The 15026-nt window shown below is 68.4% G+C and carries 14 protein-coding genes; 2 read left to right on the top strand and 12 right to left on the bottom strand.

Annotated elements, in window-relative coordinates; genetic code table 11:
* Positions 1–46: 46 nt before the first annotated feature.
* Positions 47–1450 carry an efflux transporter outer membrane subunit gene (locus tag B215_RS0106515; RefSeq protein ID WP_026009023.1) on the top strand — a complete coding sequence of 468 codons (1404 nt, stop codon included), beginning with the start codon at positions 47–49 and terminating at the stop codon, positions 1448–1450.
* Between the two features lie 49 nt (positions 1451–1499).
* Here the strand turns inward: B215_RS0106515 and B215_RS0106510 are convergent, their stop codons facing one another.
* The 12 genes from B215_RS0106510 to B215_RS0106455 form a co-directional block, all read right to left on the bottom strand.
* Positions 1500–2984 (bottom strand): DUF4403 family protein, encoded by a 1485-nt coding sequence (locus B215_RS0106510; RefSeq protein WP_019368832.1) that lies wholly within the window; start codon positions 2982–2984, stop codon positions 1500–1502.
* Between the two features lie 56 nt (positions 2985–3040).
* Entirely contained in the window at positions 3041–4774 is a 1734-nt protein-coding gene (locus B215_RS0106505) for a hypothetical protein (RefSeq protein ID WP_082664404.1), read from the bottom strand.
* Positions 4775–4796: 22 nt separating this feature from the next.
* Positions 4797–5882: a protein-glutamate methylesterase/protein-glutamine glutaminase gene (locus B215_RS0106500; RefSeq protein WP_019368830.1), complete on the bottom strand. Its 1086-nt coding sequence runs from the start codon at positions 5880–5882 to the stop codon at positions 4797–4799.
* Positions 5879–6697, bottom strand: coding sequence for a CheR family methyltransferase (locus tag B215_RS0106495; protein ID WP_019368829.1), 819 nt, complete (start codon positions 6695–6697; stop codon positions 5879–5881). The genes B215_RS0106500 and B215_RS0106495 overlap by 4 nt, the downstream gene beginning before the upstream one ends.
* Positions 6698–6786: 89 nt before the next feature.
* Positions 6787–7272 carry a chemotaxis protein CheW gene (locus tag B215_RS0106490; protein WP_019368828.1) on the bottom strand — a complete coding sequence of 162 codons (486 nt, stop codon included), beginning with the start codon at positions 7270–7272 and terminating at the stop codon, positions 6787–6789.
* Complete coding sequence (locus B215_RS0106485; protein WP_019368827.1) at positions 7269–8969, bottom strand: methyl-accepting chemotaxis protein; 1701 nt, start codon at positions 8967–8969, stop codon at positions 7269–7271. The genes B215_RS0106490 and B215_RS0106485 overlap by 4 nt, the downstream gene beginning before the upstream one ends.
* Before the next feature lie 61 nt (positions 8970–9030).
* Positions 9031–9555, bottom strand: coding sequence for a chemotaxis protein CheW (locus B215_RS0106480; RefSeq protein WP_019368826.1), 525 nt, complete (start codon positions 9553–9555; stop codon positions 9031–9033).
* Complete coding sequence (locus B215_RS0106475) at positions 9542–11518, bottom strand: chemotaxis protein CheA (RefSeq protein ID WP_019368825.1); 1977 nt, start codon at positions 11516–11518, stop codon at positions 9542–9544. Before B215_RS0106475 ends, B215_RS0106480 begins: the two co-directional genes overlap by 14 nt.
* Positions 11515–11883: a response regulator gene (locus B215_RS0106470; protein WP_019368824.1), complete on the bottom strand. Its 369-nt coding sequence runs from the start codon at positions 11881–11883 to the stop codon at positions 11515–11517. The genes B215_RS0106475 and B215_RS0106470 overlap by 4 nt, the downstream gene beginning before the upstream one ends.
* Complete coding sequence (locus B215_RS19640) at positions 11880–12191, bottom strand: STAS domain-containing protein (protein WP_037513250.1); 312 nt, start codon at positions 12189–12191, stop codon at positions 11880–11882. The genes B215_RS0106470 and B215_RS19640 overlap by 4 nt, the downstream gene beginning before the upstream one ends.
* Positions 12192–12433: 242 nt before the next feature.
* Positions 12434–13762: a sensor histidine kinase gene (locus tag B215_RS0106460; RefSeq protein WP_152997737.1), complete on the bottom strand. Its 1329-nt coding sequence runs from the start codon at positions 13760–13762 to the stop codon at positions 12434–12436.
* On the bottom strand, positions 13759–14430 hold the full coding sequence (locus B215_RS0106455; protein WP_019368821.1) for a response regulator: 672 nt from the start codon (positions 14428–14430) through the stop codon (positions 13759–13761). The genes B215_RS0106460 and B215_RS0106455 overlap by 4 nt, the downstream gene beginning before the upstream one ends.
* Positions 14431–14541: 111 nt before the next feature.
* Between B215_RS0106455 and B215_RS0106450 the strand changes: the two genes are divergently transcribed.
* A partial coding sequence (locus B215_RS0106450) for a hypothetical protein (protein WP_019368820.1) occupies positions 14542–15026 on the top strand: 485 nt, incomplete at its 3' end.

Below are 15026 nucleotides of genomic sequence, written 5' to 3'. Positions count from 1 at the left end.
GACGGGGAGAGGGAGGGGAGCCTTCCCAAAGCACAGGAGATTTCGCATGCAACGCATGGCTTCGATGATGGCCGCAGTTTCGGCGCTGGCGCTTTCCGCCTGCGCCGCCGGTCCCGACTATACCGCTCCCGCGCGGCCGCAAAGTGCCGCAGGCGCGTTCCTTTCCACCAGCCCGGCGGTAACGATCGCGCCGGTGAAGGGCGATTGGTGGCGGCTCTATAACGACCCGGTGCTCGACCGACTGGTGACCGAGGCGCTGGCGGCGAACACCGATCTGCGCGTCGCGGTCGCCCGGATCGAGCGCGCCCGCGCCAACCTGCGCGGCGCCGATGCCGCACGGCTGCCGCAGGCCCAGGCGCAGGCCGGCGCCAATTACGCCCGCCTGCCGCAGATCCAGCGGCCGGCGGGCATCGCCAGCGAGATGTGGCAGGTCGATGCCGGCCTCAGCGTCTCCTATGAAGCCGATCTGTTCGGCCGGCTGAGCCGCGGCGTCGAAGCGGCGCGCGGCGACGTGGCGGCGGCTGAGGGCGATGCGGACGCGGTGCGCGTGATCGTCGCCGCGGATACTGCGCGCGCCTATGCCGATGCGGTATCCTCGGCCGAGCGGCTGGCGGTGGCCGAGCGGATCGTGGCGCTGCTCGATCAGTCGATCGACCTCACCCAGCGCCGCCGTGCCGTCGGGCTGGCGACTCGGCTCGACGTTGCGCGCATCGCCGCGCTGCGCAACCAGCGCCAGGCGGATGTGCCGGCGCTCGCCGCGCAGCGTGACGCGGCGCTGTTCCGGCTTGCCACGCTGATCGGCAAGACCCCCGCCGAATTGCCAGAAGAGGCGCGGGCGCGCCGCACGACGCTGCGCCTCGACCAGCCGATCCCGGTGGGCGACGGCGCCGCGCTGCTCGCCCGGCGACCCGATGTGCGTGCGGCCGAGCGGCGGCTCGCCGCGTCGACGGCGCGGATTGGGGTGGCGACAGCAGACTTGTATCCGCGCATCTCGCTGGGCGCATCCGGCGGCTCGACCGGCACCGATATTGGCGACGTGTTCGGCGCCGGGCCGCTCCGCTGGATGCTGGGCGGACTGATCAACTGGGCGGTGAATCCGGCACCGGCGCGCGCCCGCATTGCGGGTGCCCGCGCCGATGCCAAGGCCGCGCTCGCCAGCTTCGACGGCACGGTGCTGACCGCGTTGCAGGAAACGGAGACGGCGTTGTCCCGCTACGCCCATGCGCTGGAACGCCGCACCGCGCTGCAAGCGGCGCACCGCGAGGCCGAGGCAGGGGTGCGGATCGCGCGGGCGCGGCAGACCGAGGGTGACATCAACTCGCTCGACCTGCTCGATGCCGAACGCACCTTTGCCGATGCCCAGGCGGCGCTGGCCACGGCCGATGCGGCGATCGCCGAAGTGCAAGTCGACCTGTTCCGCGCGCTCGGCGGCGGCTGGCAGCGGGCTTAATCCTGTCCTCCCCCCTCCCGGCGGGAGAGGAGGGCGGAGCGACGTCGCCTTACCGCTCCACCGAAATCGCTGCCGTACCTTCGGCCCAGACCGGCAGATAGAGCCCCTGGCCGAAGGCGCGGAGCTGCCCGGTGCGCGTGGTGCCCAGCGTCACTCGGATCCGCAGCGGGCCTTCGCGCTTGGCCGCGATCGCGCGATCCACCTTGCCCAGCAGTTCGGCGAAATCCTTTTCGAAATTCTGGGTGAGCGCACCCGCGACAAACGCCGCCACACCCGGTGCGTTGATCAGCTGCAGGATCAGGTCGCCGCCGGTCATGTCAGTGGTGCCGCTGACGGCGAGATCGTGGAATTCCACTTTGCGCGAATTGGCGGTGTTGGCCGGAGTCGCCGTCAGCCAAACGGTGCCGCGGGTGCGCCCGATCCGTCCGGCCGGATCCTCGGCGGTAAACAACAGGCCCACCGCGACGCGGCCGCCCTTGGTGCCATAGATGGTCGCGCGTTCAAACCGGGCGTTGACCGGCCCCACGCCCGGCACCTCGAAGGGGCGGGCCGAACGCTTCACCAGCGCCTTCATCAGCACCGGCTCCAGCTCCGAATAGCTGGCGATCACCGGCAGGAAGAAGGCGAGCTTGCCCGCTTCGCCCTGTAGCTTCTGCATCGGGGGGAGCGGCGTCGGCTTGGGGTCGGCGGGGCGTTCCCCGACGAAGGTTTCGGTCCGCGCGGTAAGGCCCAAGCGCAAGCGCAGGCGATTGCCTTCCAGTTCATAGCCGCCATAGTGGATCTGCTTGGGCGTCACGCGCATCCATACCGGCGGATTGCGGCGGTTGAGCGACAAGGTGGTGAACCCGGCCGCCCAAGCCTGGCCCACCTGCTCGCGGACCTTCAGCTTGCCGAGTTCACGCGGCAGTTCGCGTTCCAGTCGGGCGATGACGGGGGCGAGCTTGCGCTCCGCCTGCTCGGTGAAGTCGATCCGCTGGCCGAGGAAATCGATATGGGGGCTGTCCTGCCAGTCATAACGGATGTCGATCCGCCCTTGCGGGCTCCAGTCAGGGGCGAGACTGAGGTTGACCACCGCATGCGCCATGGCCTGCGCAGTGGCGGTTTCGCGCTTGAGGATGCCGCCGATATCCTCAGCACGCACCACCGCGCGCAGCGGCATGGCGAGCCGGATCGTCTGTCCTTCACCGCCGATCCGCATCGGTCCGCGCGTGACTTCGCCGACGATGCGGCACTTGATCTTCGGCGTCTTCACCGTCGCGATACCCAGGTCGACGCGTTTCGCGGCGACACAGGGCTGATCGGGGGCGTCGATTTCCCACAGTCGGCGCGGCACGGCGCGATCGAGTGCGGCGGCGAGGTTGGCGAGATCTGCCTCCACCGGGACGGTGAGCGTGGAGGTTTCAGGATCGACGACGATCGGGTCGCGCGCGCGGGGAGGGGCGCCACCCTCGTTTTGGGAACAGGCGGCAACGCTCGCCAGCGCCAGCCCCAGGGCAAACGCGGCGCCGCCGCGGACGAGAGGTGGAGTCGACATGCCGCCTGGAATCGCGTCAGCGACAAGATCGTTCCACCTGCGCGACGACAGCTTGGTCAGAACAGGCCGTCGTCGTCCTCATCCTCGTCGGCAGGGGGCGGCGCGTGCGATTCTGCGGCGGTGCCGGGCAGCGCGAAGCGGCGATGCACCTCGCGCTCGCTCGCCATGGTATAGCTGCGTGCCATCTGGCCCAGCATGTCGCGCAGCACCGCCTCCGCGTCCGCTTCGGGTGCGTTGCAAGGGGCGGCGAGCAGCGAAAGCTGCGCCATCACGTTGCGCAGCGCCTCGCCGAACTCGGCTTCGCAATCCACCTGGCTGGTGGTGGTTTCGAGGATGCGGGTGACGGCGGCGGCGTCGGCGCTGAGGCCCGCCATGCCGTTGCGCATCCGCTTGGCGCCATCATGGATGCAGGCGAGCGATGTGGTCAGCGCTTCGGCGGGATCGCCGCCCTGCTCGGCATCGGGGTCGCGCAGCGCGGTAACCGCGGCGACCAGTTCCTCCACCGAGGTGCGGATCGCGCCGGAGATCGTCGCCAGCGTAGTGGCGAAGCCACGAATCTCGGAGGCGACCATCGCCAGCGCCTTGCCCTCGTCGCCCAGCCGGTGGCAGCGCAGATCGGTGTTCCACGCCATCAGGTGCACATCGTGGTTGACGCGGTGCACGTTGCGCAGGCGCCCCGCCAGCCGCTCCGCCGTGTCCGAGGTCGAGCCGCCCAGCTGCTGTGCGCGTATATCGGCTTCGCGCAGGCGCGCGGTGACGCTGCTCACTTCGGCCACGCTTCTTTCCAGCGCGGCGAGGAACTCGCCCTTGTCACCGCCGGTGGGGGCGGCGCGATCGCCTTCCGCCTGGATTTCCAGCAGCGCATTGGCGCTGGGGCCGATGCCGCGCAGGCTTTCCGCCAGACGTCGCGACTCCACCTGGAAGCCATCGATCGTGTCGGCGGCCTGGGCGGCGAGCAGCGCGATCATATGGCCGTTTACCTGCAGCGCCATGAGCTGTTCGGTATCACGCACCTGCTGGCGGAACGCGATCAGTGCGCGCAGCCCTGCTGCGACATGTTCCAGCCGCTGGCGGGTGATGTCGCCGATCTGCATCGCGCCGATCGCGGTAGCCACCTTGGCGCGGATATCGCGGGCGACATCGGCAATGCGCGCCGCACGGGCGGCGTCCTCCGCCTGATGGCGCTGCAGCGCGGCGGCATCGGCGGCGAGCTTGCGCGGCACATGCGGGATCACCTTGGCACATTCATGGGCGAGCTGGCGATCGACGTCGATCAGCGCGGGGATGCTGGCCGTCAGCCGGTCGATCTCCTCCCCGATGCCGCCGATTTCCTGTTCGCCCACTTCCAGCCGCACCGACATGGTGTCGGCGAAATCGGAGAAGCCGTTGCGCCCGGCGGCGGCGACGCGGATGTTGAGCCCGCAAATGCGCAGGAAATCCAGCGTCCGCTTGATCTGCGCGATATAGTGGCGCAGCGGCCGCGCGCCATGGGCGATCCGCTCCAGCCCCTCCTGCCGCGCCGCCTGTACCTGGGGCAGCCGCTCCAGCCGATCCGCAGTGGCGCGCATATTCTCGACCGCGGCATCGGCGGCATCGCGGCCGAGCGCATTGGTGATGGATTCCAGATCCGTCACCAGCTTCTCAACGATCGCATAGGCCTGCGCCAGCGCCTCGCCGGCGGCGACGAAACGCGCATCCAGTCCGCTGGCCACGTGAGATACCGTCGCTTCGATTGCGGCGAGCGAAATCTCAAATTCGGGGGAGGGTTCGGGGGTTCCAGCGGCGTACATGGGCCGTCTCCTTCTCGTCCGCTCAGCGCGCCGTCGCCGCGAGCAACTCGCGGGCGATGTGACTGAGCGGGATGACGCGGTCCGCTGCGCCGCGGGCAATGGCTTCTTTGGGCATGCCGAACACTACGGACGTCGCTTCGTCCTGGGCGAAGGTACGCGCGCCGCCCTGCTGCATTTCGAGCAGGCCGCGGGCGCCGTCGTCGCCCATGCCGGTCATGATGATGCCGACGGCGTTCGATCCCGCCGCGCGTGCCGCCGATCGAAACAGCACGTCGACGGAGGGACGGTGGCGCGAGACCAAGGGTCCCTCGCGCACCGAAACATAGTAGCGCGCGCCCTGGCGCTCCAGCATGGTGTGGCGCAGGCCGCCTGGGGCGATCAGCACATGGCCGCGCATCACCGTGTCGCCGTCCTCGGCCTCCTTCACCGTCACCTGGCACAGGCTGTCGAGCCGCTTGGCGAAGGCGCGGGTGAAGTGTTCCGGCATGTGCTGGACGATGACAATGCCCGGCGCGTTGGCCGGCAGCGCCTCCAGCACTTCGCGCAATGCCTCGGTGCCGCCGGTGGAGGCGCCGATGCACACCACCATTTCGGTTGTCCGGCTCATCGGCTTGCTGCTGGGCGGCGGCAGCACCGCGTCTGCGGTCAGCTTCTTGGCCGGCGCGGCGGCGGGAGCGGAGCCGCCTGGCCGTCCGCGCACCCGCGCCCGCGCCGCGGCCTTGACCACGTCGCGAATCTGCAGATGATGTTCGGTAAGGTGATCGGCCACGCCGACACGCGGCTTCAGGATCACGTCGACCGCGCCGGCCTCCATCGCCTGCAGCAATGTTTCCGAACCTTGTTCGGTGAGCGAGGAGCACATCACCACCGGCAGCGGGCATTGGCTCATCAGCTTGCGCAGGAAGGTGATGCCGTCCATCCGCGGCATCTCGACGTCGAGCGTGATGACATCGGGAAGCTCGTCCTGAATGCGGCGCGCGGCGCTGAACGGATCGGCGGCGGCGCCCATCACCTCGATCTGGGGATCCTCTTCCAGGATCGCCGCCATGGTCTGGCGCACGCTGGCGGAATCGTCGACGATCAGCACGCGGATCTTGCTGCCCTTCATCCCCGGCTCCGCTGGAACACGGTGTTTGCCACCTGATCGAGCGGCAGGCCGAGCCCGGTGATCGATTCCGAATGGCCGAGGAACAGATAGCCGCCCGGCTCCAGGCAGTCGAACAGCTGCGACACAACTTTGCGCTGAGTTTCCTTGTCGAAATAGATCAGCACGTTGCGGCAAAAGATCAGGTGCATCGCCTGGCCGACCGGGTAGCGATCGTCCATCAGGTTCAGCCGCGCAAAGCCGATCGCGCTGCGCAGGCGCGGCACCATTCGCACGTCGCGCCGGCTGGTGTCGTTCGGCACCATCACATATTTGCGCCGCATCGCCGACGGCACCGGATCCATCAGTTCGGCCGGATAGATGCCCATGCGCGCAGTGTGCAGCACCTCGGTATCGAGATCGGTGGCGAGGATGCCGAAATCAGGGCCGCCCTGCCGTTCGGCATAATCGTCGAGCACCATCGCGATCGTATAGGGCTCGGGGCCTGTCGAGCAGGCCGCGCTCCAGGTGCGCAGCTTCGATACGCCGCGTGCCGCCAACTGCGGCAGCGCATGCTGCACCAGATAGTCGAAATGCGCCGGTTCGCGGAAAAAGTCGGTCTTGTTGGTGGTGACGGCATTGATCAGGTGCAGGCTTTCCCGCGCCAGATTGTCCCCGGCGAACAGGAAGTCGCAATAGGCGTCGAGCGTTTCCATCCCCACGGCGCGCAGCCGGCGTCGCAACCGGCCCTCAAGCATCGTCTTCTTGCTGTCGGGCATCTTGATGCCCGAATAGTCATAGATATAGCTCGCCAGCCGCGCGAAGTTGCGCTTGGCCATGGTGTCGAGGCCGGGTGGCGGCGGTGGGGAGCGTTCGAGCGCTACGGCGGACAAGGGCTACTCCGTGGGGCAGGAAGGGCGCGGCGCGCTCACGCGGCTACGGCGCTGGGATGCTGAAGCGCGCCTGCTTCCTCTGCGGAGAAGATGCGGCCCATTTCCACCAGCACGACAAAGCCCTCCTCGCGCTTCACCACCCCGGCGATATAGTCGGACGGCCAGCGCACCCCGATATCCGGCGCGCTGCCCAGCTGATCGGTGCGCACGCTGCACACTTCCAGCACGCGATCGACTACCAGGCCCAGCATCAGCACGCGATCGGCGACCGGCACGTCGACCACCAGGATGCGCGTGCTGGGCGTCGGCGCAACCGGCGGCAGGCCTAGCCGCATGCGGAAGTCGATCGTCGTCACGCCCTGACCGCGCATGTCGGTCAGGCCAAGCAGATAGTCCGGGCCGTTGGGGATGCGGAAGGTTTCGCGATAGTCGAGGATCTCGCGCACCAGCGTCACCGGCACGGCGAAGATTTCCGCGCCCAGGCCGAAGGTGACGACCTGGATTTCGCTGGCGTTGCTCATGCTGCTGCTGCTCCGAAGGCGTCGTCCTGCTCGTCGGGACCGCCACTGGTGAGATCCAGGGCGAAGCCGTGCACCCGCGCCTGCTGATCCGCGACGCTGCCGGCGCGCGGCTTGGCGGCCGATCGGGCGGCCGGCTTGGCCGCCGGTTTGGCAGCGGACGCGCGCGGTGCCGCCGCGCGGGCGATGCCGGATTGGGGACGCCGCGCCTGCTCGACCTTGAAATAGGCGATGCTGTTCTGCAGTTCCTCGGCCTGGGCGGCGAGTTCCTCGGACGTAGCGCTGATCTGCTCGGACGCACCGGCATTCTGCTGGGTCACCTGGTCGAGCTGCTGGATGGCCTCGTTGATCTGGGCGGCGCCGATGTCCTGCTCGCGGCAGGCGGCGCTGATCTCGGAGACCAGCTCGGCGGTGCGGCGGATGTCCGGCACCAGGCGGTTGAGCATGTCGCCGGCTTCTGCGGCGGCCTTCACCGTCTCGGACGAAACCGAGCTGATCTCGGCGGCGGCACCCTGGCTGCGCTCGGCAAGCTTGCGCACTTCGGAAGCAACCACTGCAAAGCCGCGGCCATGTTCGCCGGCGCGCGCCGCCTCCACCGCCGCGTTGAGCGCGAGCAGATCGGTCTGGCGGGCGATTTCCTGGACGATGCCGATCTTCTCCGCGATCGTCTGCATCGCGCCCACCGCCTTGTTCACCGCAACGCCGCTGACTTCGGCATCCTTGGCGGACTGGCGGGCGATCTTCTCGGTCTGGGCGGCGTTATCGGAGTTCTGCTTGATGTTGGCGGCCATCTGCTCCATCGATGCGGAGGCTTCTTCCGCCGCCGCGGCCTGTTCGGTCGCGCCCTGCGAAACCTGCTCCGAGCTCGACGAAAGCTGCTGGCTGCCGGAAGAGACATTCTCCGCCGCCGCTGTCGCATCGCCGATCACGCCGCGCAGGCGATCGACCATCGCGTTCACGGTCTCCACCAGATCCTTGATCTCGTCGTTGCTGCTCACCTGCACCCGCTGGTTCAAATCGCCTTCGGCAACGGCGGTGACTGCTACCGAGACGCGGTTCAGGCCGGTCGAGACAATGCGGGCGATCCAGAAGGCGCCGGCGACCGCGATCAACAGGGCGACGGCGGCGATGCTGTACAGCGTCAGCGCGGCGGTGCCGTACAGGCTTTCGGCGTCCGCCCGGGCGTCCGCCATCTGCTGGCGCGACAGGGCGAGCAGCTGCCCGACCAGTTCGCCGATCGCGACCACCTGTTCGCGCGAGCGCGTCATCGACAGCTTCGATGCCTCGACATTGTTGTTGGCCAGCGCCAGCGTGCGGATCTGATCGTTGATCGGCACGAAATCGCTGAACTTGCCTTCGATCTGCGTCCAGAGCGGGCGGCCCTGTTCGGTTGCGCCGGAAACGCCCTTGGCGATCAGCGCCTGCGCTTCGGCGCGCGCCTTCATCATGTCGGCATCGAATTTGCGCGTCGATTCCAGATCCTCAGTCATCGCCATGTTCTTTTCCTGGCGGACGACATAGCTGAGGCGGGAATCGATGTTCTGGGCGAGCTCGAGCCGGCGCGCGGGGCCTTCGATCACCGCGACGGTGGCCTGGTTGAGCAGCGACAGCCGCGTACTGGCCACGCCGACCACCACCAGCAGCAGGGCTATCAATATGCCGAAGGTAAGGCCAAGCTTCATCTTGATGGTGGCACGCATGATTATAGCTCCTCGCGCGCCGATCGCGTCGGCCGCATGGGGGAAGAAGGGGAAGGGGGGATCACGCGGCCGCCGCCACGCGCGGTGTCTCGCCACCATGAGCGGCGAAGATCGTCGCGAGATCGGGCAACACGACGACGCCGGTCGGCCGGCGGACCAGCTCGCGCACGAAGTCGCGGCGCCAGCGCATGCCGACGGCCGGCGGCGGCTCGCTGGCGGATTGCTGAAGCGTGGTGACTTCGTGCACCTTGTCGGTGCGGATGCCGATCTGGGTCGGCTCGCCGGCGAGCGGGATTTCGATCACGACGATACGGCTGTCCACCGTCACACCCGCCTGCGTCATGCCGAAGGCGAGCCGCAGATCGGCGATCGGGATGATCTTGCCGCGAAAGTTGACGACGCTGTGTACCAGCGCCGGGGCGCCCGGCACCCGCGTTTCGGGCAGCAAGTCCAGAATCTCGCGCACCAGCATCGCTTCGACGGCGAAGGTTTCCTCGCCCAGATCGAAGGTGAGTACTTCGAGATTGCCTGCATCGTCCCAGGCGGTGGCGTTGGTTTCTGCTTCCATGGCGTTAGCCGGCTGCACGCAGCCGCTCCTCCTGCTGTTGGCCCATCGTGACGAGCTGGACGACGTCGAGGATCAGCGCGACGCCACCGTCGCCGAGGATGGTCGCGCCCGCGAAGGTGGCGACGCCGCGGTGCAGCGGCGACATCGATTTGATCACGGTCTGGTGGCTGCCGATGATCTGATCGACAACCAGGCCAACGCGTTCGGCGCCGGTGGCGATGACGACGATCTTCTGGTGCGGATCGGGCCGGGTGCCGGTCTCGAACATCTCGCGCAGGCGCATGAACGGCACCAGTCGATCGCGCAGCGTGATGAAGCTGCGCCCGCGCGAGCGCAGGTCTTCCTCAAGGCTAAGTTCCAGACATTCCTCGACCGCGGCGAGCGGGATCACGTACCGCCCTTCGCCGACGCGGACGAGCAGGCCGTCGATGATCGCCAGCGTCAGCGGGATGCGCAGCACCACGGTCGAGCCTTCGCCCGGCACCGAGGTGATGTCGATCGCGCCACGCAGGCTTTCGATGGTGCGCTTCACCACGTCCATGCCGACGCCGCGGCCGGACAGGTTGGTCACCGCCGCCGCCGTCGAGAAGCCGGGGTGGAAGATCATCTGCAGCAATTCGCTATCGCTCAACTGCTGGCCGGGCTGGATCAGCCCCTGAGCTTCGGCTTTGGCGCGGACGCGCTCGCGGTCGATGCCGCGGCCATCGTCGCGGATGGTGATCAGCACCTCGCCGCCCGCCTGATGCGCGGAAAGACGCACATGGCCGGTGGCGGGCTTGCCGACGGCGATCCGCTCCTCGGCGGTTTCGAGGCCGTGATCGCAGGCATTGCGGATCAGGTGGACCATGGGGTCGGCGAGCCGCTCGATCACGGTCTTGTCGACTTCGGTCGTCTCGCCTTCGGTCGAAAGCTCGATCGTTTTGCCGGTTTCGCGCGCCAGATCGTGGATCAGGCGGCGGAAGCGGCTGAACAGGCTGGCGACGGGTACCATGCGCAGCACCATCATCGTGTCGCGCAGTTCGCTGACCAGACGTTCGATTTCCTCTGAGATCGAACGCAGCACCAGATCCGCATGGCTGCCATTGGCGAGTTGCGACAAGCGGCTGTGGACGATCACCAGCTCGCCCACCCGGTCCATCAGCTCGTCGAGCCGTTCGGCGGGCACGCGCACGCTTTCGCCCGCCTTGGCGGCTGCCTTGGGGTTGTTGGCGGCAGCGACGGCTTCAGTTTCGGCAGTAGTGCCGGCCGGTGCGGTCGTCACGGCGATGGGCTCGGCCTCCGACGGCGGCGCTGCGTCGGGCGTGCCGAGCGGCGCGACCGTGAGTTCCATGTCGTCCATCACGAAGATGAAAACATCGTCGATATCGTCACGCGAAATGTCGCCGTGCAGCTCCACGTCCCAGCCGATATGGCATTCGACCGGGTTAAGCTCGGCAAGCGGCGGTATCCGATCGGTGCGCGCGACGATGCGGCATTCGCCCAGCTCGCGTAGCTCGTCGAGCAGCATCAGCGGGTTGGTGCCGTTTGCCATTGATTCGGGCGGCAGGCGGAAAGAGAGCCGCCAGCCTTTGGCCTCGGCCGTCGGCGCCGCCACGACGGGCGCCCCCGAGGCGGCGTCCACCTCGCGCTGCAATGCGGCCAGGATCGTGGCGCCGGCGGCTTCCAGCCCGATGCCGTCGCCATCGACCAGCGCGCGCATATGGTCCTTGGCGGAAAGGATCACCGCCACCAGACCCTGGGTCGCAGGCGCCAGCCCCTTGCGCACGCGATCGAACGCGGTTTCGCAGTGATGGGTAAAGCTGGCCAGCGCGTCGAAGCCGAACATTGCGCCCGAGCCCTTCAGCGTGTGCAGACCCCGGAAAACCGCGTCCACCTGATCGCGATCGTCGAGCCGGTGGCTCAGATCGAGCAGGCCCTGTTCGATCTGGTCGAGCAGGTCGCCCGCTTCGACGCGGAAGGCGGCGATGGGGTCGCCGTTCACCGGCCAAGAACCTTGCGTGACACCTTGATCAGCTGTTCGGGCACGAACGGCTTCACCAGCCAGCCGGTGGCGCCGGCCGCCTTGGCCTGTGCCTTGATCGAATCGTCGCTCTCGGTGGTGAGGAACAGGATCGGCGTGCCGCACTGGGCGGGATCCTTGCGCAGCTCGCGGATCATCGTCAGCCCGTCCATGTTCGGCATGTTGAGATCGGTGATGATCAGATCGAAGCGGCTGCTCTTGGCCTTGTTCAGGCCTTCGACGCCGTCGCCCGCCTCGGTCACGGCATAGCCCGCCCCGGTCAGCGCGATCTTGATCGCCATGCGCAGGCTGGGCGAATCATCGACGGTGAGGATCGAGGCAGTCATTGCGGGCATTCTCCGTGAAACCAGAAGTCGAGATCGTCGGGAGTGGGGGCGGCGAGGAAGCCGGCGCGATCAAGCAGCGCGACGATGGCGTCGCCGGCGGGCGCGCGCAGCCGCACCGTCTTGCCCGAACGGCGGGCCTGTTCGCGTGCCGCGTGCAGCATCTGAACGAAGCTGAGGTCGACATCGCTCACATCGGTCACATCGAGTTCGATCTGATCGCCCGCCTCAAGTGCTTCCAGCAAGTGCTGACGGAAAACCGCCGCGCTCCGGACAGTAATCGACGGTGCAACTTCGACGCTGACAGTCATGGAAGCCCCGTATCCGTTTACATAATGCTAAGGATCTGCGCGGGCAGGCGAATGCCTGGCCGGTTTACTCCTTTGTAGTAACGGAGCGGACTAAGGTGGCGCCTGCCTTGTGAATTTTTATGGGGTATAGCTATTGCTCGACTAGTCCGTGGCTACCCGTCATCGCCGGGCGGCATCGCTGCCTAGCAAAGAATCGTTACGATTTGCGCATTTGGGGGAGGGTGCAGAGACGCGTCTTGGAACTATGCGGCGGCGCGGGCAGGGCAGGTGATTGCAACGCGCAGGCCACCCAGTGGCCCTTCCTCCAGCGCCAGCGCCCCCCCATAGAGCGCGACCAGTTCGCGCACGATCGTCAGGCCGAAGCCGTCGCCCGCTGGGCCCTCGTCGAGCCTGACACCAGGTTGCATCGCCAGCGCGCGACACTGGGGGGCGATGCCGGGCCCGTCATCGTCGATTGTCACGCGGATCATGCCGCGCTCGGCCGGCGTGGCGGCGATGGCGATCCGGCTGCGGGCATGGCGTGCGGCATTATCGAGCAGGTTGCCCAGGATCTCGGCTAGATCCTGCGCGTCGATCGCCACGCGCAGGGCCGGATCGATTGCACGCGTCACCGCAAGGGCGGGGTGGAGCGTGCCGATCACCGCCAGCAGGTCCTCCGCCACCGGCGCCAACGCGGTGTTCGCCCGCGCATGCACCGCATTGGCCCGGGCACGGGCGAGATGGTGGCGGATCACGCCTTCGATGCGGCGCAGCTGCGCGGCGGCAGGGTCGTCGGACGCGAGCAACAGTGACAGGGTGGCGACCGGTGTCTTCAGCGCATGAGCCAGGTTGGCGGCGGATTGCCGCGCTGTGGCCAGCGTCGCCGCATTGGCCGCGGCCAGCGCGTTGAGTTCGCTGGCGAGTGGGCGGAGTTCCGCCGGCTGGTCTTCCTCCACCTGTGTGCAGGCGCCCGTGCGGATCGCCGCCACCTGCGCGCCCAGCGCTGCCAGCGGTCGCAGCGCCACCCGCAGCTGCACCCAGGCGGCGAGCGCGAAGATCGCGCCCAAGGCGACGATCAAGCCCAACAGCGGCACCAGTGCGGCGCGGATCGGCCGCGCGATTACTGCGCCGGGCGCGACGGCGGTGAGAGTCACCGCGCCGGCGCGTGTTTCGACGATCGCCTGGCGGGCATGCACCCGGCCTGCGCGATCGTCGCCCTCCAGTGCCGCCGGCGGACCGCCTTCGGCTGAGGGCTGGGCATGCCCCGGCGGTGGCGGCGGCAACGGGGCCGGCTGCAGCGCGGGGAAATCAGCCGAGCCGATCGTGCCGCCCGGGCCGGCGATCCGCCAGCGCCAGCCCGGCCCCGCATCAAGGACGCTGCGCCGCGCCTCCAGCCCTTTGCGGTCGACCGCTCCATCCTCGCCGACCGCGCTTGCCAGCACGGCGAGCTGCGCGTCGAGCCGGCGATCGACACCCTGCACCACCACGCGCTCCAGCACGCCCGCCATCGTCCACCCCGCCAGCCCCAGCGCCAGCAGCGTCGCTACCGTCGACAGCAGGATCATCCGCGCGCGGAGCGACCAGCGTTTCACGCCGCCGCATCGCCGCAGGTGAGCCGATAGCCGCGGCCGCGCACGGTTTCGATTCGCTCCGCGCCGATCTTGCGGCGCAGCCGGCCGATGATCACTTCCAGGCTGTTCGAATCGACATCGGCATCGCCTTCATAGACGTGCTCCAGCAGGTCCATCCGCTCGACCACCACGTCGCGCCGCAAAACCAGATGGGAAAGCACGCGCCATTCGAACGCGGTGAGCTTCAGCGGCAGGCCGTCCAGCTCGAACTGGCCGGTCTGGCTTTCGAACGCGAGCGAGCCGCAGGTGATGCGCGTGCGGGCATGGCCGGCGGCCCGACGCACCAGCGCACGCAGCCGCATCATCAGTTCCTCGACGCGGAACGGCTTGGTCAGATAATCGTCGGCGCCGGCCTTGAACGCGGAAACCTTGTCTGCCCAGGCCTCGCGCGCGGTGAGCACCAGCACGGGCAGCATGTGCCCGCGCGCGCGCCAAGCGGCGAGCACCTCCGCCCCGCTCTTGTGGGGTAGGCCTAGGTCGAGCACTGCCGCGTCATAGGCCTCGGTATCGCCCAGATGCTCGGCATCGATACCGTTGGTCGCCACGTCGACCGCGCAATGCTCGGCCCGCAGCGCCCGCGCGATCGCGGCGCCCAGATCTGCATCGTCTTCCACCAGCAGGATACGCATCCACGTCCCTTAGTCCCGCCGCCTAAACCGAGTCTGAACCGCGGGGTTCAGCGCGGGTCGGCACCGCTCCGCTATTCGATTCGCATCGAACACACAAAGGAGCTGATCGACATGACCGAAGGCAAGAAACCCACGTTACCGCCCCGCCTGCGCACGCCACTGGCAGCGGCGTTCCTTCTCGCGCTGGGCGCGGCGGGGGGCGCCGGCGCCGTATCGCTTACCCGGCCGGCCATCGAAATGGCGCCGACCCAGCCGACGCCGATCGCCAGGCTGGCGCAGACCAGCGGCGTGGTGACGGTGAAGGGCCGCGTGGCCGAAGCCTATGGCGACAGGTTCGTGGTGCAGGATGCATCGGGCAAGGCGCTGATCGATGCTGGGCCGGAGGCAGCGGGCGTGCAGGCCGGCAGCATGCTGTTGGTGCAGGGCCGCTATATCGACGGCCAGCTGCGCGCTTCCTATCTGGTGGACGGGCAGGGCAGCGTCACCGCCGTGGGCGGTCCGCCGATGCGCGGGCCGGGCATGGCGCCACCGCCGCCGCCGGGTGGAGCGGGCGTGCCACCGCCGCTTGCGGCCGGCCCCGGAGCGCCGCCCCCGCC

Source organism: Sphingomonas sp. ATCC 31555 (assembly GCF_000282895.1).
Classification (GTDB): domain Bacteria; phylum Pseudomonadota; class Alphaproteobacteria; order Sphingomonadales; family Sphingomonadaceae; genus Sphingomonas.
The sequence above is the reverse complement of the archived record's forward strand: the minus strand, read 5'-3'. Positions and strand labels throughout refer to the sequence as shown.